Below are 19,205 nucleotides of genomic sequence, written 5' to 3' on the forward strand. Positions count from 1 at the left end.
CTAATTTGTCATTTAAGCTATCAAACAATAAATATGATACTTAACTAACAAACACGATAGAAATACTGGTCATTAGAATCAGATTGAATAGCCCATAATTCAGCGATAGATTTCTTACCTGATGCAGTATTTACTGAACGTGATGTCTTACCATTCAACTTAACTGTTGAACCATGACATCTATTAACTGTGTAGTAAGAACGAACTTTAGCATTCCAGAAACCGTATTGCCATGTTCCACCTTCACTTGGATATTGGTACAATGGTCCATATGCCAACCAACAAGTTTCAACTCCTTCTGGATTACCACCAATCATACCTTCAGTCCATGTGCCATTTTCGTCCTCGTAAGTTGTCTTTACGATTCCATTTTGTGCGTCCTTGTCGCCTGTGTCATTCGTCGCTGCCATTACTGGCGTAGCTAACATCATTGAAGCTACCATGCTCACAGCTGCTAGTTTAGTGAATAAAGACTTTTTGTTTAACATAACCATCCCTCCTTTTGGCTTCTTTCAGCTACTTTATTCTACACCTTTATGATAGTCCTAAACTACTGAATTGTCAATATCTAACAATACGAAATTATAAAAAAATAAGCGCTTTCATAAAATGACGAATTTTGTCAATTTAATGCTTTAATTATATAAATAATGCACAAGCATTTGTTAAAAATTCTACAATCTTAAAGTGATTATAACTATCTATCAAAGCATAGAATCAAATAGAAAAATATTTTATATTTATATTATTTTTCATTTCGACTGTTTTCGCTCAATTTTTTTGATGTGATAGATTATAATTTTAATGTAATATGTATCGTTTATATTTTTTTAAAGGAGATTGGTTACAAATGGGAAAACATATTTTAATTGTACACTAAATAAAGTTATTGATAATGATACACACTTTCATTTTTATAGTTGTTTTAATATCCCAAAAATTTTAATAAATACTTTTAAAATTGTCCGCTACAACAATTTATTTTGTACGGACTTTTTTCATGCTCAAAAACTTTTTTTCACTTTTTTTGAAATTAGGTTAGCAAATCACACCTGCCTGTACAGTGTTGGTGCGGAAAGGGGGATAAAGATTCTCCGCTTTGTGCAGGGAGGAGGTGTGAACATGAAACCGACTTCTTTTGAAAACGCAATTCGCTTACAGTTCGATACGCTAATGAAAAAAGTTATTGACGGAATCATAAAGAATTATGAAAAAGAATTAGACCGACGTTCTAATCGTGAAATCCCGTTTTGTGAACTACCAAAAATTGTGGTTAATTCCTTTCCTGTTTTTGATGATTACGAACTTGATATAACTATTTTTGATGTGTATGGAATGGAAGCCCGAGTATCGGGTAATGAACTATGTAAAGCGTTACAACAGTTACCAGAGAGAAAAAGAAATAATCTCTTAATGTTCTATTTTCTTGACATGAGTGATACAGAAATTGCAGAACTTCAGCATATCTCAAGAGCTGGTGTATTTAAAAATCGTCAAGTCGCTTTACATAATATGAAAAAAATTTTACAGGAGGAAAAGTAGATGGGAAAAGCTGTTGCAAAATGCCCTCCTTACCGTTTAATTGCTTCTGTAGCAGACGGGGACGAAAAAGCAATAGAAAAAATGCTTCAATTCTATGACGCTTACCTTTCAAAGTGTTGTCTTCGTCCTTTGTATGATGAATACGGAAATCTTTATATTGCTGTTGATATGGAACTGAAAGGACGTATTCGTGAAGCAATGATAAAGAAAATGAGAGCATTTGAAGTAAACATTAAATAATGATTATATCGGGATATGATTTGCCAAAACCCTCTTTCCTGTCCCGATTTAAAGATTTGTCAATCTATAAAAATCTGTTGACTACGACAGATTTTTATAGGCGGACAAGCCTATTGTTCTTTGACAACTGAATAAAGCAGACAGATACGTTTGTGAGATAGCGAGCCACGGGGACTGTACGCCACGACCTTTTCAAAAGAAAGCGAGCGACCCACGCAGTGATCCGAGAGCGACTGTTGGAAAAGTCGTTTTGCCACGACCTATCCTCACAGAATAATGATACGTCCGCATGGTGCGGTTCTGCCCACAAGAATGGGAATAGTTGAGATACTAACGGAGCTTTCCAAAGCCGTCTGCCTGCTTGTAAAAAATGACACACAGTAAAGGGGGTGCATAGATTATGAACAATACTGATGTGCCTATCTGGGAAAAATATACGCTGACGATTGAAGAAGCGTCTAAATACTTCCGCATTGGCGAAAAGAAATTGCGTAAATTAGCCGAAGAAAATATTGACGCTGGCTGGGTTATCGTGAACGGTAATCGTATTCAGATTAAGCGAAAACAATTTGAAAAAATCATAGATACATTGGACGAAATCTAATGTCATTGAGCCGTAGATATGGTATAATAAGGTATAGCGTATCACGGCTCATTCCATGACGGAAAGGAGCTTTACACTATGTCTAATGTAAAACGAAAAGACAGTAAAAATCGCAATTTGCGTAATGGAGAGAGCCAGCGAAAAGACGGAAGATACGTTTATAAATATACCGATATATACGGAAAGCCACAGTTTATCTATTCTTGGAAACTTGTACCGACAGACAAGACACCTGCTGGAAAGCGTGATGATATATCGTTGAGGGAAAAAGAAGCACAGATAAAAAAAGACCTTAACGACGGTATCGACACAGTCGGCGGTAAAATGACAGTCTGCCAGCTCTACGAGAAAAAGAACAGTCAAAGAAAGAACATCAAGAGGGCTACTGAAAAAGGACGACAGTATCTTATGAATGCTCTGAAAAATGACCCATTGGGTATGAGGGCGATTGATACTGTTAAGCAGTCGGACGCTAAAGAATGGGCTATCAGAATGAGCGAAAAAGGATATGCCTATAAAACGATTGATAACTATAAGCGTTCCTTGAAAGCGTCATTTTATATGGCGATACAAGACGACTGTATCAGAAAGAACCCGTTTGAATTTAAGCTAAGTGATGTTCTGGAAGATGATACGGAGCAGAAAGTTATCCTTACACCAGAGCAGGAAAAACACCTGCTTGCCTTTATGGAAACGGACAAGATTTACAGTAAGTATTATGATGAGGTTGTGCTTCTGCTGGAAACGGGACTTCGTATTTCTGAATTTTGCGGATTGACGACGCATATTGATATGCAGAACAGAATACTCAATATAGACCACCAGTTATTGAAAGATAGCGAAATGGGTTACTATATTGAAACGCCAAAGACTAAAAACGGAAAACGTGAACTTCCATTGACAGAACGGGCTTATCAAGCAATCCAAAGAATACTAGAGAACAGAGGAAAGGCACAACCGTTGATTGTAGGTGGTTACAGCAATTTCCTATTCTTAAACCGTGAGGGCTTGCCTAAAGTTGCAGGAAACTATGAGGGTATGGTGCGAGGATTGATTAAGAAATATAACAAGTATCACACGGATAAGTTACCGAACATCACACCACATTCATTCAGACATACTTATTGTACGAATATGGCAAATAGAGGAATGAACCCAAACACCCTGCAATATCTCATGGGACACGCTAACATAACCATGACACTTGGCTATTACGCACACGGTACATTTCAATCTGCAAAAGCGGAACTGGAAAGACTGGCTTGTTAATATCGGAGCTTATATTTACTACTCATTTACTACTTTTGGTTGCATTTTCATGCTGGTAAATGCCAGCTTATGCAAGGTATCTTCCAAAAAGAAAATACCGATAAAGCCCTAAAATACGGGATATATCGGCATTTACCAACTTATGAAAAGATAATCAGAAATTTAGTAAGTTTTTATTCTGAAAAGTTCCATTTTTAAATGTAGTCGCATTCGCATACGCATTGACCGCGCGGTTTGAACTTCCTTCATGGATCTTCAAATACGTGGTATCATCCAGCCGCACACAGGATTCCGGATTCTGCTGTGCGTAAGTTTGCGTCACCCTGGTTCCGCTAAAAGAATGTACCGCACCCTTTTGATCCGCATAGATGCCATGCATTTCCCCGTTTCCGACGGTATGCACCTGGAAGCCCTGGTTTTTTGGCATTGCCGCCACGCCAAAGGAGCGTAACCCTGCCTCATCTGCCAATGCCTGGTTTGCTCCACCGCCTTTAAGCTGTGCCGCCGGGAGTGATTTTGGAGCTCCTGCATAGATATCTGCCCGGTCAGCTCCGACTGCAGTTGCGGCGTCTTGTATTGAAGCATATGCCTGACCACCAACCGTTGCTTCCCATCCGCTTTCTGTTTTGGAAAATTCTGCCGGATGAATGGCTCCGTCTGCTCCATGGAGTGCTCCATAAGCCTTTGCATTTTCTCCTGCCGGACCGGATACGGCATGTTCTGACAATCCTGCTTCAAACGCTGCCTGATCTGCCAGGTTTACATCGGATGCCGCGATCTTTGCCATGTCAAACCCTTTCATGTCGGACCTTCCATCGTACACTGCCATGCTGTCTGCACCCAGGGCAGCCGCTGCCTGCTGTGGAGTTTCATAGGATGTGCCGCCCACCAGCGTATTCCATCCACCGGCATCGTTCTTCTGGAATTTTGCGGCAAACTGGGTATCCTCCCTCTGGAATGCCCCGTAAGCCCGCTCTTTTCCTGGCTTTCCTGCCGCATGTTGCTCCAGTGCGTCACCGGTCTGCTGCAGATCATACGGGTTGATCCCCTGCACACCAGTCAGTCCATGCACCGCATCCGCGCCAGACAACCGGTTTCCGGTAGAAAGATCCCGCCAGCCATCTCCATTTGCTTCTTTCGTTATATTTCTTGCGCTGATGCTTCCATCCGGGGCAGTACGCATAACTGCCATGGAACTGTTCTCTTTTGTTGGCACTTCCCCCTGTTGTGTCTGATACTGCTTTCCACCAAGTGACTCAGAAAATGCCTGGGTATTTGCCTTTACGTCGTTGGAAATTTCGCTCTCATTTAACAGTTCTGCTGCAGGAGTAGCCGTTTTCCTTTCCGCAGAGGTTCCACCGCCTGATGCAGAAGTTCCTTTTGTTTCCCCACCGGTTGGTGTCCCTTTTGCCATCTTTAACGTCTGGAACGCTGTTTTTGCCGAGTTTACAACCATCTGCTGTCCCTTAGACGACAATCCGGCAGATATTCCGCCAATTCCGATCGGCAAGCGGATCGGTTGCATCCCGGTACTGAGCAGACCGATCTTCTCCAATAACTGATCGAGATACTGGAAAAAATCATAAATACCAAGGGTAATGCAAAACAATAAGATGTTGTCCGCAATCAGATCCGATTCCCATAGCAACGTCTGCATCATCGCCCAACAATAGATATACGTCATCATGCCGGAAAAGAGCATGGACAGCGTCGAGGAAATATACAGTTTCAGATAATTCTGTGCCATCTGGCGGGTACTGTTAGAACCAATCGTGCAGATACCAACTGGTGCCAGCACACGCAGTAACTGATAACGCACATAGCGTTTCACGTACTGTACCATCAGTTTGAGATACCGCCACCCAAGGACTGCTGCCAGTACAATGCCGATCAGCATCTGCAATCCGCTCAGACCGATGCCTGAGGAAAAATTTAAGGAACTGGTTACCCCGTCATCGCCAAACTTCTGGTCTGATAAAAGTGCATCCAGGGAAAAATTAGTGGAAAACTCATGTGTCACACCATCCATCCAGCCCCATGCCTTTGCAATGAGGTCTGAAAACAGGTTTAATACCGGTTTTACATTAAATACAAGGAAAAATGCCACTACCGACCAGAGGATCAGGGGCAATGGTTCATCTACTGCCCCCTGTACCTTCTTTGCAAACATGGAACGGTACAACTGATATGCCATGATACCGATCACCCCCGCAACCGCCAGTGGTCCGATCACATCATCCACCAGAAGGTCTAACAGGTTCATTTCTTCCCCTTTGTTAAAAATGTCATGAAATTCCCCGGTTGAAAGTGTCAACGTCCCGGTAAACCACTTCGTGATCAACACAAATGCTCCATAGACCAGATCCTTAATGACTTCCAACAGGGCATTTACAAGCCATGCCATACTATTCCTCCTTCCAAAAAATCTCCCATGCACCAAATGCACAGGAGATCTCTCTATCAGTGAATTGGTTCCTACATCTTAATATAAGGATGCGTTGTCCCCAATTCCAAGGTTCGTAGTAACAAAATAGATGATGGATGCCATCAGCATGATTGCGATCCAGCACACAGCAATCCTCTTTAACCAGGCGATAGATTCTTCCACCGTATTTCTGTTTTTCGAGAAAAACATTAAATACAGACAAATGCCGGCAACACAGCCTGCCGTTACGGATGAAATCCCTGCAATGGATTTGTACAGGGTATTCATCATCCCTTTGGCTTTTGTGAAGATATCACTTCCTTCTGTCGCATGCATCTGTACCACCGCCATACTCCCAAGCAGCATGACACCTTCCAGGCGGATTGCAGCCGCCTTTATCCTTTTCTTCCATACGTTCTGATCCATATTTTGATGTTCAGGTATTCTTCGTGTAAGTGCGTACATTTTTGTTTTGTCCTCCTATGATGTCAATTTGCCGAATCATGTCCGGCTTATATGTTTGATATACGTCACTTTTAAAAATGTGGAAACTAGCAAGGAATTTTTGAAAGCTCGCCGGGAGCATTCCCAAACAGGCTTGTTCCCCTCCCTACCGTCAGATACCTGTGAATCATTGTATTTCTCCTGCTAACACAAATGGAATATCCATTGACTATATAGCAAAATTTGTATATAGTCTTGTTATCAAACAAGGAGGTGTTTTTATGCCAACCATCAGATCAAATGCTGATTTAAAGAAACATTACAATGAAATTTCCACATTTTGTCATAATTATACTGAACCGGTTTTCATTACAAAAAATGGGAAGCTTGATCTTGCTGTCATGAGCATTGAAGCCTACGAAGAACTGACCAGCCGCTTTGAACTTTACAGCCAGATCAAAGAAGGAATGGACGATATTGCCACAGGCAACACCAGACCATTTTCTGAAGCTATGGCGGATATCAGGAGCCGTCGCCGTCGATGAGCTATCAGATTCATATCACGTCCACCGCAGAACACGATATTATGCAGGCAGCGGATTACATCGAATTTACCCTCAAAAATCCGGATGCCGCGGAGCATCTGTTAGATGCTGTGGCTAAGCAGATAGGCTCATTAGCCGACCTGCCACAGAAGTTCCGTCTGGTAGATGAGCCGGTACTTGCAAGTTGGGGCATTCGTTTTGTGATCATCAATCATTACCTTGCCTTTTATACGATTGATGAAGAAAAGCAGACAGTAATCATCGTCCGTTTTCTTTATCAGAAAAGTAACTGGTCTTCCATTCTTCGACAGGGATTTTCCCTCATGTAAGGAATCTGTTTGTATGCAGGTTCCTTTTTTCATGCAATCTTTTCTATCTAATCAGCCATAACCTGTTGTATATGTCACGTCTAATAATACGGAAACAAAAAGAGACAGCCGAAGCCGTCCCGTTTGTTATACTACATGATTCAATTTTTCCTATCCAGGATTTTCAGAAATTATAATGATCCCTGTTGTCTCATAAGCAGTTTCAGTTCATTCAGATCCAGCCAGCCTTTGTCGTCCTTTACTGCATCTTCCGCTTCCTGTAATTTTAGCAAAAGTTCTTTTTCCGCACATTCACGCTCATAATTTTCCATGCGCCATCCTCTCCTTTCTGGGATCAATCACCATCTGCCATTCCATTTAGCTCATATCCACAGCCTGTTGAGCCATCTGTACCATTTTTTCAAATGCCTGTGCAAAATGCTCATCATCCTCACCTGTCCGCTTTTTCGGACCTTTGATGTGATTTTTGCTGGAGCTTCGTCTGGCTTTTTTATTTATATGCCGTTCCATCAGCATCTGATCAATATTTTCATCCGTATACCACTTCCCGGACTGGTGGATTGCATATGCGCCTTTTCCAAGAGCCATTGCTGCCACACCATAATCCTGTGATACTACAATATCCCCTCTATGGCACAGACTGATCAGTTTATAGTCTACTGCATCTGCTCCTGCACCAACCACGATCACTTCACTATATTCAGATGCAAGCACATGGTTCGTATCACAAAGCAAAGTAACTGGCACATCATATTTTTCAGCTATTTTCTCAACGATTCCTACAACTGGACAGGCATCGGCATCTACAAATATCTTCATATTTTCCACACTTTCTTTATTTACTGCAACACCACAACACACTCATTTTTGCTAGTCCTTTATCACTATACAAAAAACTCATATAAACCCATTTCATAAATTGAACGGTATGTCCTGTCTGGATATTGCCTGATATAAAGGTCCACATCCATTTTACAAATTTGCTCATCCACAATATACCGTTTTATACGCTCAATATACACTTCATTATTTTTATCCATATACAACTCTACGTCTTTGAGAAAATCCAAGAACTGTAATATTTTATAATTTTCCTTAGTAACAGGGATTTTTGCTTTACGAAGAATCACTTTTCTTCCCTGCAAGTTCACCTCTTGCACTTTCGCACTTGCATTATTTGATACGATTTCTAATGTATACGGCACCTGTGTAATAACTCCAAGCTGATTTGCGAACGTATAACCAGAATAATAACCATCAATCCTTTCGTTTCTGGAAACGTATTTATATCTTGCGACGGTATCAGCCCCAAGCGGGACACCTCCCGTCAGCCGACTTTCTTTCGGGAGATAATAAATACCAGTATCAAATCTCTTAATCTTTCCCGAATCACATAGTAAATTAAACATCTGCTGGAGATTGGCATCTAATATCGAAATCTGAAGATCAGAAACAAAGATAGGTTCATTCGATTTATAATTGGAAATCAAATATTTATATAACTTTGTCATAAGCCTCTCCTAACAACTTTTTCTTATATTCAACATAACATATTTTGATCCCTTCTGCCAAATTACATTATACTCATTTTACATATTCAAATAAACAAAAACAGGCTCTGATTCAGAATCTCTCTAAATCAAAGCCTGCCTGATACGTTTGCTACCTAATTATGTTTTTCCAACCAATTATCTGGATATTTCAAAACACTTTTCTATACAATGTTTACATCTGCTCTAAATCCAGTTGTATATGCATCGCTGTAAGATCAGGATCATCCCCAAGGATTTCATCCAGGTTTCCAAGGATCTCATTTGCCAGTGTATACTCTTGTGCATCGATTGCATGATAGAACTGCTCAAATTTCTCCATAATGTCATCTGGACGCTCTTTTACACGCATAATCGCACGCAAGATGCCATTCGCATCTTTTCCATAGGTCTCTGCAGGTGCCGGTAATGCCTGATAGTTTTCCAGTACAACCACCTGCTCCCTTGCTACTGAATTGATCACTTCCGGAGCATGTGTGCTGACAACAAACTGGACATTTGGGAAAATTTCCGTCAGGTCATGTAAGATCTGTTTCTGCCATGCCGGATGAAGATGAAGATCCACCTCATCAATCAAAATGATTCCATCCGTTTTTTTGCAGACTTCGCCCAGGCATTGAGGGTTCAATACAGCCATACGGTATGCAATATCTGCCACCAGACTGATCGTGCTTTTATAGCCATCACTCAACTGGTTTAGTGGGATACGCATGCGCATTCCCTGTGCATCCGTATAAGCAACATCAATTTCCTTGGTTCCTATATTGTACTGAATCTTTGCATCGTTGGAACCGGTGATCCGATTGTAGCATTGCTCCATCGCGGAAAAAACTGCTTCCAGCTCCGGTACAGGTCCATACCCATTTTCCTGATTCTGGTATTTTTGCACTGTCATTTTTAAGAACCAGTTCATCATCAATTTGATATTTGCCGTTCCGCTCATACAATCAATGTAACCGTTCGTTCTTGTATTTTTTTCAGAAATGTCCGTCTGCTTTTCACGATGATAATCCCATTGTCTGCCTGTACCATAGTAAGCAATGATCGGCAACAGTAATGAGGTATCCCCTTCCTGGAGCCGTTTCTGGTAATCTGATGCAACTTCCAGGATCTGTTTGGCATCTTTTATCGTGGTTTTCCCTTTTGCAGTATTTAGCGTTCTCTCCCAGTAAATCTCCGGTCTTTCATCCAACTGTGCCCATGCACCTATCCGAACCGGATACTGTGGCTGCACGTTATCGGTACTTCCGATCTTATATGCCTTCAGATGAGCACTTTCCTTCGTGATGTTCATAGCTTTTGCTCCATCAAAAGCCGTAAACATGGTACTCATTGCAATGGCAATGCTTTCCAACAGAGATGTTTTTCCGGCACCATTCGCACCAACAACCAATGTCAGTTTCTTTTGTAAGTCAGCCTCGACTTTTTCAAAACATCTAAAATTCTCTAAAGAAATCTTTTTCAGATACACTTTCTCTGTCTCCTGCACACATCCTTTTGCAGATGCGCTTCCATCTCCTTTTACCTATCTACTAGCATATACTATTGTTTCAAATCAATCAATTTATTTTGAAAACTTTCTATGCTTCCATCAGGTCAGCTCCTAAAAATAGGTCGGGTTGGTCCTCAATGACATATTTTTCATTGATTTCTCCAAAAGTTTCCTCTAGCCAATCACTTGATGTGCCGTAAGCAGTTACATGGGTGCATGAATCAATAGATGTAAATTCATACCCCTTCTCTTTTAAAACATCTGCCCATATAGGAACGTCCTCATAATCAGCTCCGTTGATAAAAATCTCGCAGGATATTTTTTCCAACTCTGACAACACTTCTGCCGGAGCATCTGTTCTAAATACTAATAATTCTCCACCCATGCGAGTTCCATCTGACAAGGTTATTAATCTTTTTTCTGTTTTTTTCATCTATATTTCCTCATATTTTTCTTGGGAATATGTATATTAACGAAATATGCCTTTGTAAATCTTTATGCTTCCATCAGGTCAGCTTCTAAAATATCCGCCAGCAGTTCCCCTGCATGGCTTCCGCCATGGACGGTGACTTTGTCGTTACGCAGGGACTCCAGTTCATACATCCTCAACTGGCGACTGATCTCCTGACGCTCAAAATCCTCCTGTGAAAGCCTTGGTCTGATCGCCGCCTGCCACTTTTTCAAAAACTTCTCTGCCCGGTGATAATCATTATTCTGGTTATCTCCCACCGTCCGCTTCTGACGTGTCGTACCATCCGGTTCGATCTCCAGCGTATAATAGGGTTGCTCCATTGCTTTTGTCCGACGCAGAAACACAATATAGGACTCCTGGTTTGCGATCCGCTCAAAATAGCGGTCTGAACGGTCAAGACAATGTTTCAATGCCTGTCCTTCCTCTATGATCTGCTCAATCTTTTCCGGAACCACAATCGAAAATGTCTTTCCAACATACTCATATTTTTCTTTGATGGATGCCAGTACCGTTTCCACACGTGGAAATTTATTAGCGATCTCTACAACCCGGAGCCCTTTCTCCTTTCCTCCACACTGGGAGAGCACTTCGCGGTGCGCCAAAAGCAGGTCGCGGGGACGTAAGACCATATCCTGATCCATCGGCATCTTCAGATATGCCGCCATGGAAAGGTAATCTTCCCAAGTGCCAAGCAGTTCCCGCATGTGCCGTCTGCCCTTGCATCCAGTCGCCTGCCGTTTCAGGTAATTATAGATGACCGTCGGAGATAGTGGCACACCGGAAATATTTACAGGCTCAATGCCTTCTTTTGCCATTCCACAGATAACCGCATTGGGAAGTGTAAGATGCTGTTGCTCCATATACTGAAACCACAGTATCTCCTCTTTTCCCCCATTGATCTGCCGCAGTCTGTGAAAGGCATCCTTCGTAAGTCCAAATAACTCCCATGGTTTTTTTGCTTTCAGATTCAGCTTTGACAGATCCATCTGTAATGCAAGTTTCCTAAGTCCCGCTTTGACCATCTGCTCCAATACTGGGTATTTTTCATAGCGCTGCAGGTATTCAATCGGGGAAAATCCCGGTTCTTTCCGCAACTGTTCCAGTGCCGAGTATTGGTATTTTGTACCTTTGGTAAGGCTTTTGCGAAACGTATAGGGATAGATGGGACCATTTTCGATCCGTATCATCCCACCTAGGTCAAAATAACCAAAATTGGCATCGTCCCAGAATACCTCTCTGGTGAGATAACTATATTTCGCATAGAAAGTCCTCTCTTTCCCATGCCGGAGAAAGATTCTTGCACTTTCCTCACATCCATACTTTTCCTTGGCAACCGCCAGTTTCATCCAGCTTATGAAATGCCGTTCCACATAACCGCCTTCCACACGCTGGAACAGGATCACTTCCCGTTCTTTATACTGAACCGGACGCGGATTTTTATGTTTATAATCCATGCGGCGTGTCCTGGTCTTTGCGTTACACTTTGGGCAGATATACGTCTGGTTTTGCTGCATGTTTTCCACTACGGACTCCTGCCCGCAGTTGGAGCAGATTCCGGTCGTCTGTTTTCGCCGTCGGAACGGCTCATAAGTAAACAGATGTTCCTCACACTGTTTTCTCGCCCATCTGAAAAATCCGGATGGGATCTCCGGCACCAGTGCCTGAAACTCCTGAATCCGGTCTCTTCGGATCTCGTGTTTGCGTTCCGTCAGTTTCTGTTGACAATCGTGTTCTTTTAACCCGATCCATCCGCACAGATTTTCCTTTTCTACCCCGGTTCCGCCATCATCATAGGAAACTGCCTGCTTTACCAGTAAGTCTGACTCGATCACTTTTGCGATCTGCTTTTGGTCCCAACTGTCCGGCAAAACCACGTATGTCTCATGTTTCTTCCCCTGAACGGTAACCGAAGTTCCTTCCGGGTAATAATTGGCATATTCCTTCTTACCGATGCAGACCCGAAGCTGTGGTTTGTCAGATACAAAATCGACGATGAGATACATCCCATCGTCGATCACTGCTTTCCTTATTGCGATACTATATTTTTCTTCCGGCCATGGATAACCTTTTATCACTTGTCGTTTCATATTTTCCTTTTCCTCCTTACATAAGCACTTGATTTCCGTTCACGTCATAATAGACATCCGGAAGATATCGTTTCCCGTCTACCACACACACCGCGATCTCTGTGATTCCACATCCATCCGGTGCTTCCCTGGCAAGCCCTAATACTGCACCCAGACCACCCTTAGCTGTTGGATTTTTTCCCCGGCTGACTGCCATCTGGTTGCGGTCTGCAACTGCACGTTCTCTCTTTACATTGGCATTCCAGTTACGTGTCGGATGCTGCACCATATAGACCAATGCCACATAGATGTACGCCTCTTTTGTCATCTTTTTTAGCAACCGGAGCCTTGTGCATGCGATCTTGGAATCACAGGCATCCTCGTCAATGTCTCCATCTGCCGCCACCATGTAATATACCGCCTGTTCCCATACCGGGTAGTAGCTTAAGCAGTCCAGCGGATCTTCCGCGCAGTGAAAACCTGTCTCCCTGCATTTTGCCTCCTTGATCTCATTCCACTTCTGTAACTGGTATTGGTAAGTACTGCCGCCTGCCTGACAGGACAGGTCCGGTCGGAATGCCTTATATGCGATCTTCATATATCCCCTTTCCCAGACAGCCTTCTTGCTGCCTGTCTTCATTTCTTTTTTGTAACAGCAGACAGGGATAAAATCCCCGTCCAGGGCATTCCCGCCCTGCCACACAAACTAGGTGCTGCCACATTTTTCATTTTTTCTTATATCTGAAACAGCGATAACTGACCGTCCAGTTCTTTGCGTCTGCTCTTTTTTGCTTTGGATGGCTTCAGGTCTGGCGCATCGCCGCCTTCTTTTCCAAGCAGGTTATCGAGCAATGGTTTTGCCGGCTTTTTGACCGTCTGTTTCTTCTTTTTGGAAGTCTGTGCCGCTTCCTGCTTCTGCATTTCTTTCTCATAAGCTTCCTTATCGTCAAGCTCATAATACTCATCGATCCACTCGAATAACACATCGGAAGAAACCGGTGTCACGATCGGAGCTTCCTGCTTTCGGGCAAGTTCTTTTTCCTTCTCCGTCGGCGTGCGGATCTCCATGATCTTTTTCATGGCATACTTCATGCAGCGTGTGAAACTCTTATGGGGCAGTAACACCCGCGCTGCATATTCCGGACTTTTCTCGCACCGTTCCTCCAGCTCCTCAAAGATGCAGTCAAACTGTGCCCTCATCATGTCCCGATACGAATCGTTAACACTTTCCAACAATTTCTCTTCTTCCTGTTTCAGTTTTTCTTTTACTGTCATGTTTTTCTATCTCCTTTATTTCCTACTGCCGCTTTATGCGACTGCTTCCCCGCTGTCATCCTCCCGGTCAAGTTCCAGGGACGCATTGATCTGTGAGAGCCGCTGGCTCTTTTCGATCAGTTCCGCTTCCCGCTCAAACGGCTTTTCATATTCCTCTTTTGCTGTTTTCAGCGCATATCGGTATTCCTCTATCTTTCCTTTGATCTTCTGCTCCATCTTGTCCCATGACGCGTAAAAATTATCCAGACGCCGGATACAGCCGCTTCCGGACAGGGACGCATCAATCCAGTATGTGTTCCGACCACAGATACCTAAGTTCCGACCAAAGATGTCCTGCTGATATAAGATATTAAAGCCTCTGTACCGTCCCAATTCCACTTTCACACCCTTTGGCGCACGTAAGAGCAGATCTTCCACCGCCTGTGCAGCTTCCACATGTTCCAAATAGGCGATACCTTCCACTTCCATGCAAAACATATCTTTTGTTTCCTTAGCAATGGTTTTCTGATCCTCCTGCAGCCGGGAGAGCTTTTCCGTCTCTTTTCGGATGCGTGCCGGATATTCTTCCAGATAGGCATCCTGCAGGGCGTACCTTTGGGAGTCATAGTGTGCCTTTAACAGTTGGAGCTTTTGCACCTCACTGTCTAACTCCATCTTCTCCTTGATCAACGGGTTACCTGTGGCGATCGCTTTCAGCTCCGCAAAATTTAGCACCATCTCATCTATGTCATCACAGGTACGTGCTGTCGTTCCCGCATGCATCACTTGGGAGATGAAACGCTGCTTATTTTCCAGCACAGACCATAAAAACGCATCAAAGGTATCCTGTGTCACATACCGATAGATACGGACGCTGGTATTTTCGTTCCCCTGCCGTATCCCGCGCCCTTCCCGCTGTTCGATGTGGGCCGGGACCCATGGGCAGTCGATATGGTGCAGGGCAATGACATGGTCCTGTACATTGACTCCGGTGCCGCATTTTTCGGTAGATCCTATCAGTACCCGGATTTCCCCTTCCCGCACCAGATCAAGCAGTCGCTGCCGTTTTTCCTCTGTTTTTGCATCATGGATAAACGCGATCTGCTCTTTTGGGATTCCATTCTGTATCAGTCCTTCTTTGATATAGGAATAAACGCTGAACCGGCTCCCGTCATTTGGGGTTCCGATATCCGAAAAGACAAGCTGAGTCCCGATCTTTCCTTCTGCTAAAACCGCATCATACTCCTGTTTCACACATGCGATGCACTGCTCCAGCTTTCCATCCAGGTTTTTTGGTGCTTCCAGATCCAGAAGTCTGGCATCTGTGCCAAGCAGCCTTGCATCCGTTGTCAGCTTCAAAAAATTATCCACTGAGGCATCCACGCCCCCGTTATGAATCTGCTCTGCCCGCGTCACGAAACTGTCCATGATCTTTCTTCCATAAGCATCCAGTTTTGCGACCTGCACCCGGTATTCTGCCTCCGGCACGTCAAGGTCTAACTGATCCCTGGTCTGCACGTCGGCAATCTCCCGGAACATCGTCAGCAGCTCCGGCAGGTTCCTAAAACGGTTAAACCTGGTCTTAAACCGGTAGCCATTGCCTTCCACTGCCAGCTCCAATGCCGTCGTTGTCTCCCCATAGGTCGCTGCCCAACTGTCAAACTGCTGTAATCCCATCTTTGAAAGTTTGTCGCTTTGCAGGTAACGCTGCATCACATACATTTCACAGATCGAATTTGACACCGGTGTCCCCGTCGCCAGGATCACACCGCGCCCCGGCGTGCATTCATTCAGGTACTGACACTTGGCAAGCATATCGGATGCCCGCTTAGATGCAGCACTTGTAATGCCGGGGATGTTTCCCATCTTGGAAAAGATCTTGCAGTTTTTGTAGATATGTGCCTCGTCGATAAAGATGCAGTCGATCCCAAGTTCTTCAAAACAGATGACATCATCTTTTGATGCATCCTGCAGTCTCTTCAGTTCTGTCTCGATCGACTTTCGCTCCCGCTCCATCTGTTTGACCGTCCAGTGTTCCCCCGTTCTGGCTTTCAGTTCTTCAATCCCCATAAGGATCTCATTCAACTGTCTCTGTAAGATCATCTTCTCTCGATCCGGTGAAATCGGAATGCGTTCAAACTGACTGTGGGACATGATCACACAGTCATACTCCATGGTCGCAAGGCGTGAGATGAATTCTTTCCGGCGGTTTTTCGTAAAATCCCGCTCGGAAGTCACAAGGATATGTGCCCCAGGATACAGGCGCAGAAACTCGGAAGCCATCTGGCGGACCAGTGTTTTTGGTACACTGATCAGCGGCTTTTGTGCCAGTCCAAGGCGCTTGAGTTCCATGCAGGCAGCAATCATTTCAAAACTCTTTCCAGCCCCGACACAATGTGCCAGCAGGGTATTTCCGGATAAAAGTATCCGGGCCACCGCATTCTTCTGGTAAGGCTTGAGTTCGAATGCCGGGTTCATCCCCGGAAACGTAAGGAAACTGCCATCGTATTCCCGCAGTCTTGTATGGTTGAATGTTTCGTTATAATATCGGACGTACTTTTTCCTTCGTCCCGGTTCCTCAAACAGCCAGCTCTTAAACTTCATCTGAAGGAGCTCCTGCTTTTCGGAAGCCAGCATGGTCTCTTTCTGGTTCACCACATAAGTCACGCTGCCATCGGAATGATCGATCCGGTCTTTGACTACTACTTTCCGCATGTTCAACGATGTCTGGAAGATTGTATAGGCATCCATCCGCACGGTTCCATAGGTCTCACTCGCTTGCAAAACAGATGCCTGTGATGCCTTATTGGTGATAAAGTAAGCCCCTGTGACGGGATTTTGTTTTACCGCAATGTCCGTATCGGAAGGGTGTTTCGGATCACGCCGGTAATATCCCGGTGTCCCAAGCGTTTCATACAGAAATGCTTCATAATCCGCTGCTTCGATCCATGGGATTCCGATCTGGATGGAGATGTCCCCTGCCGGGATATCCTCCGGCTGCACCTGCTCCAATGCCTTGACATTTTCTGCAAACAGCTTCGGGTTAGCCCGGAAAGCGCCTTGCGCAAAACGTAGCTTCTTTCTGACATTGCCGGACAGATATTCCCCGGCAGTCACCCATCCCTCGTAAGGTGTCTGTTTCCGGTAACGTGCCGGATCTGGGTAGATCAGTCCCTGCAATTCCTGAATCAGACGTTTCATGGCATCTTCCGTTGTCTCATCTTCTTTTTGCACCAGTCCTGCCATATACGGCAGATTGATCTTTCCATACTGGTTTAAGCTCAAACTGATGGAATCCACTGACGAATCCACCTTTGTGACCACTTCCTGTCTACGCATGGTGCAGTGATAGAAAATATCCGCTTTCCGGACGTGATCCTTTTCCACGATCTCTAAGGCACACAGCAGCGGATAGTCTGCATCCTCCCGGAAAACCTTGTTTCCCATATTGGTCAAATGCCCATACCGTTTCACATACGCATCATAAGTCTGGTTTAGCTGGCGGCGCACACACGTAAGTTCCTCTTCTGTTCCCGTCTTTTGCTGTAACTTTAACAGGCGGTGTACCAGATGCCGGATCTCATCCATCCCGGCAATCCTCTGGCGTGCCATTCTTCCGACAGAAACCGCTTCCATCACAGAATTCCGTTTGAAATATAGTGCCCCGCGTTCATCGAAAAAGTAGGTGTAATTCTTCACATCCGCCGGTGCCGGCGCATACACTGATTCCACTGTATGTACGCATTCCGGCAGCGTTCCCTTGATCCGGTCCAGTGCCGCTTTCACATCATCCGCACAAAAATCCGGTTTTGTGATGAAAAACGCATGTGGGAATCTGGTATCTGCCTGCAGATCACCCAGGACCTGCTCCGGATGATCTACAAAATACGAATTGATCCGGAAGCCATTCGGTGTCTGTACCGTATCCACCCATGTGACAGTATCCGAAAGCGCATGCTCCTTCTTTTGCAGCACCAGGATGTCACTGGTGACTTTCGTCCCTGCCATTCCCTGAAATGCTTCTATGGGAAGCCGCACTGCTCCAAGCAGTACTGCCTTTTTTGCCAGCAGTTTCCGGAATGATGTATTTTTCCCATCCAGTGTCCCTTTTGCGGTGATCAGGATTGCAATCCCGCCAGCCCGCATCAGGTCCACGCTCCTGACCAGAAAATATTCATGGATTTTTAGATGAAAATGATCATAGCGCGCATCTGCCACCTGGCTATTTCCGAACGGGACATTTCCAATGACACAGTCGAAAAAGTTATTCTCATACCCGGTATTTTCGAGTCCGGCCTGTGTGATCTCAGCCTTTTGGTAGAGTTGTTTTGCGATACGCGCACTCACAGGATCGATCTCTACCCCATAGCGGTGGATCATCGGACCTGCATCCATAATGCTAAAAAAATTTCCAATCCCAAGCGACGGCTCCAGCAAGTTTCCCTGGAAAAAGCCAAACCGCTTCAAGGTTTCCCACATGGATTTAGCGATTCCCTGATCCGTATAAAAAGCATCCGTAACCGTTGCCCTGGCAGCCAGGTATTCTTCTTTCGTAAATAATTCCTGCAGGAGTTTGTGTTCGGACGCCCACGCTGCATCATCCTCTGAAAATGCCTGGGAAAGACCGCCCCATCCGACATATCGTGCCAATACTTCCTGCTCTGTCTCTGTTGCCAGACGTTTTTCCCTCTCCAGATGTTTTAACAGCCTGACTGCTTCTACATTTTGCACAAAACGTGCTTTTGCTCCCAGATGCGTGACATCGCCATGAAACCGGAAATCCCTTCTTTGTTGTTTCTTCTTTTTCTGCCGGAATCCAAACCAGTCATACGACAAGAAAAAGGTAAAAAATTGCCTCATTTCTTTTTTCTTTCCTCCTTTTTTGCATACAAAAAATCCGCACCAGTGTGCGGATTCAGACTGTAGACAAAGCCCTGCTTTTGCAGGGTTTTGCTATTGTTGGAACCGCTTTT

The 19,205-nt window shown here is 44.3% G+C and carries 17 protein-coding genes and 1 pseudogene; 6 read left to right on the plus strand and 12 right to left on the minus strand.

The window, feature by feature from the left end; genetic code table 11:
• Window positions 1-44: 44 nt before the first annotated feature.
• On the minus strand, window positions 45-488 hold the full coding sequence (locus DXB15_RS17015) for a lactococcin 972 family bacteriocin (RefSeq protein ID WP_198013389.1): 444 nt from the start codon (window positions 486-488) through the stop codon (window positions 45-47).
• Window positions 489-1,122: 634 nt separating this feature from the next.
• Between DXB15_RS17015 and DXB15_RS04785 the strand changes: the two genes are divergently transcribed.
• The 4 genes from DXB15_RS04785 to DXB15_RS04805 all read left to right on the plus strand — a co-directional run bounded on the left by DXB15_RS04785 (window position 1,123) and on the right by DXB15_RS04805 (window position 3,655).
• A complete protein-coding gene (locus tag DXB15_RS04785) occupies window positions 1,123-1,542 on the plus strand; it encodes an RNA polymerase sigma factor (RefSeq protein ID WP_117632413.1) in 420 nt (139 codons plus the stop codon).
• Window positions 1,543-1,782 carry a helix-turn-helix domain-containing protein gene (locus tag DXB15_RS04790; RefSeq protein WP_021414330.1) on the plus strand — a complete coding sequence of 80 codons (240 nt, stop codon included), beginning with the start codon at window positions 1,543-1,545 and terminating at the stop codon, window positions 1,780-1,782. It abuts the gene before it with no gap.
• A gap of 400 nt (window positions 1,783-2,182) precedes the next feature.
• On the plus strand, window positions 2,183-2,386 hold the full coding sequence (locus DXB15_RS04800; protein WP_004613735.1) for an excisionase: 204 nt from the start codon (window positions 2,183-2,185) through the stop codon (window positions 2,384-2,386).
• Window positions 2,387-2,464: 78 nt separating this feature from the next.
• Complete coding sequence (locus DXB15_RS04805) at window positions 2,465-3,655, plus strand: site-specific integrase (RefSeq protein WP_117660842.1); 1,191 nt, start codon at window positions 2,465-2,467, stop codon at window positions 3,653-3,655.
• A gap of 154 nt (window positions 3,656-3,809) precedes the next feature.
• On the opposite strand, the gene DXB15_RS04810 is transcribed toward DXB15_RS04805, so the two are convergent.
• A complete protein-coding gene (locus DXB15_RS04810; RefSeq protein ID WP_118702213.1) occupies window positions 3,810-6,059 on the minus strand; it encodes a hypothetical protein in 2,250 nt (749 codons plus the stop codon).
• 78 nt (window positions 6,060-6,137) lie between these two features.
• The gene (locus DXB15_RS04815) at window positions 6,138-6,545 is read right to left on the minus strand and encodes a hypothetical protein (RefSeq protein ID WP_109216500.1); all 408 of its coding nucleotides are present in this window, start codon (window positions 6,543-6,545) and stop codon (window positions 6,138-6,140) included.
• A 260-nt stretch (window positions 6,546-6,805) separates the two neighbouring features.
• Between DXB15_RS04815 and DXB15_RS04820 the strand changes: the two genes are divergently transcribed.
• Window positions 6,806-7,069 (plus strand): type II toxin-antitoxin system prevent-host-death family antitoxin, encoded by a 264-nt coding sequence (locus DXB15_RS04820; RefSeq protein WP_109216499.1) that lies wholly within the window; start codon window positions 6,806-6,808, stop codon window positions 7,067-7,069.
• Window positions 7,066-7,398 carry a type II toxin-antitoxin system RelE/ParE family toxin gene (locus tag DXB15_RS04825; RefSeq protein ID WP_021738820.1) on the plus strand — a complete coding sequence of 111 codons (333 nt, stop codon included), beginning with the start codon at window positions 7,066-7,068 and terminating at the stop codon, window positions 7,396-7,398. Before DXB15_RS04820 ends, DXB15_RS04825 begins: the two co-directional genes overlap by 4 nt.
• Window positions 7,399-7,568: 170 nt before the next feature.
• On the opposite strand, the pseudogene DXB15_RS04830 reads toward DXB15_RS04825, so the two are convergent.
• The 9 genes and pseudogenes from DXB15_RS04830 to DXB15_RS04870 form a co-directional block, all read right to left on the minus strand.
• Window positions 7,569-7,709, minus strand: a pseudogene (locus DXB15_RS04830) (prevent-host-death protein); the annotation flags it as partial.
• A gap of 46 nt (window positions 7,710-7,755) precedes the next feature.
• Window positions 7,756-8,217 carry a YaiI/YqxD family protein gene (locus DXB15_RS04835; protein WP_109216506.1) on the minus strand — a complete coding sequence of 154 codons (462 nt, stop codon included), beginning with the start codon at window positions 8,215-8,217 and terminating at the stop codon, window positions 7,756-7,758.
• Between the two features lie 65 nt (window positions 8,218-8,282).
• The gene (locus DXB15_RS04840) at window positions 8,283-8,909 is read right to left on the minus strand and encodes a DUF6088 family protein (protein WP_109216497.1); all 627 of its coding nucleotides are present in this window, start codon (window positions 8,907-8,909) and stop codon (window positions 8,283-8,285) included.
• A 214-nt stretch (window positions 8,910-9,123) separates the two neighbouring features.
• Window positions 9,124-10,419: an AAA family ATPase gene (locus DXB15_RS04845; RefSeq protein WP_158582192.1), complete on the minus strand. Its 1,296-nt coding sequence runs from the start codon at window positions 10,417-10,419 to the stop codon at window positions 9,124-9,126.
• Between the two features lie 109 nt (window positions 10,420-10,528).
• The gene (locus DXB15_RS04850) at window positions 10,529-10,873 is read right to left on the minus strand and encodes a hypothetical protein (protein WP_118702214.1); all 345 of its coding nucleotides are present in this window, start codon (window positions 10,871-10,873) and stop codon (window positions 10,529-10,531) included.
• A gap of 62 nt (window positions 10,874-10,935) precedes the next feature.
• The gene (locus tag DXB15_RS04855; protein ID WP_109216494.1) at window positions 10,936-12,999 is read right to left on the minus strand and encodes a PcfJ domain-containing protein; all 2,064 of its coding nucleotides are present in this window, start codon (window positions 12,997-12,999) and stop codon (window positions 10,936-10,938) included.
• A gap of 16 nt (window positions 13,000-13,015) precedes the next feature.
• Window positions 13,016-13,576, minus strand: coding sequence for a DUF7666 domain-containing protein (locus DXB15_RS04860; RefSeq protein ID WP_109216505.1), 561 nt, complete (start codon window positions 13,574-13,576; stop codon window positions 13,016-13,018).
• 137 nt (window positions 13,577-13,713) lie between these two features.
• Complete coding sequence (locus DXB15_RS04865; RefSeq protein WP_109216493.1) at window positions 13,714-14,253, minus strand: PcfK-like family protein; 540 nt, start codon at window positions 14,251-14,253, stop codon at window positions 13,714-13,716.
• A gap of 33 nt (window positions 14,254-14,286) precedes the next feature.
• The gene (locus DXB15_RS04870; protein WP_109216492.1) at window positions 14,287-19,092 is read right to left on the minus strand and encodes a helicase-related protein; all 4,806 of its coding nucleotides are present in this window, start codon (window positions 19,090-19,092) and stop codon (window positions 14,287-14,289) included.
• Window positions 19,093-19,205: the final 113 nt, after the last annotated feature.

The organism is Roseburia sp. OM02-15 (assembly GCF_003481835.1).
In the GTDB taxonomy this organism is placed as follows: Bacteria; Bacillota; Clostridia; order Lachnospirales; family Lachnospiraceae; genus Eubacterium_I; species Eubacterium_I ramulus_A.

Coding starts and splice junctions, on each gene's coding strand:
- DXB15_RS17015 (WP_198013389.1), bottom strand. CDS start 488: ATGTTAAACAAAAAGTCTTTATTCACTAAACTAGCAGCTGTGAGCATG.
- DXB15_RS04785 (WP_117632413.1), top strand. CDS start 1,123: ATGAAACCGACTTCTTTTGAAAACGCAATTCGCTTACAGTTCGATACG.
- DXB15_RS04790 (WP_021414330.1), top strand. CDS start 1,543: ATGGGAAAAGCTGTTGCAAAATGCCCTCCTTACCGTTTAATTGCTTCT.
- DXB15_RS04800 (WP_004613735.1), top strand. CDS start 2,183: ATGAACAATACTGATGTGCCTATCTGGGAAAAATATACGCTGACGATT.
- DXB15_RS04805 (WP_117660842.1), top strand. CDS start 2,465: ATGTCTAATGTAAAACGAAAAGACAGTAAAAATCGCAATTTGCGTAAT.
- DXB15_RS04810 (WP_118702213.1), bottom strand. CDS start 6,059: ATGGCATGGCTTGTAAATGCCCTGTTGGAAGTCATTAAGGATCTGGTC.
- DXB15_RS04815 (WP_109216500.1), bottom strand. CDS start 6,545: ATGTACGCACTTACACGAAGAATACCTGAACATCAAAATATGGATCAG.
- DXB15_RS04820 (WP_109216499.1), top strand. CDS start 6,806: ATGCCAACCATCAGATCAAATGCTGATTTAAAGAAACATTACAATGAA.
- DXB15_RS04825 (WP_021738820.1), top strand. CDS start 7,066: ATGAGCTATCAGATTCATATCACGTCCACCGCAGAACACGATATTATG.
- DXB15_RS04835 (WP_109216506.1), bottom strand. CDS start 8,217: ATGAAGATATTTGTAGATGCCGATGCCTGTCCAGTTGTAGGAATCGTT.
- DXB15_RS04840 (WP_109216497.1), bottom strand. CDS start 8,909: ATGACAAAGTTATATAAATATTTGATTTCCAATTATAAATCGAATGAA.
- DXB15_RS04850 (WP_118702214.1), bottom strand. CDS start 10,873: ATGAAAAAAACAGAAAAAAGATTAATAACCTTGTCAGATGGAACTCGC.
- DXB15_RS04855 (WP_109216494.1), bottom strand. CDS start 12,999: ATGAAACGACAAGTGATAAAAGGTTATCCATGGCCGGAAGAAAAATAT.
- DXB15_RS04860 (WP_109216505.1), bottom strand. CDS start 13,576: ATGAAGATCGCATATAAGGCATTCCGACCGGACCTGTCCTGTCAGGCA.
- DXB15_RS04865 (WP_109216493.1), bottom strand. CDS start 14,253: ATGACAGTAAAAGAAAAACTGAAACAGGAAGAAGAGAAATTGTTGGAA.
- DXB15_RS04870 (WP_109216492.1), bottom strand. CDS start 19,092: ATGAGGCAATTTTTTACCTTTTTCTTGTCGTATGACTGGTTTGGATTC.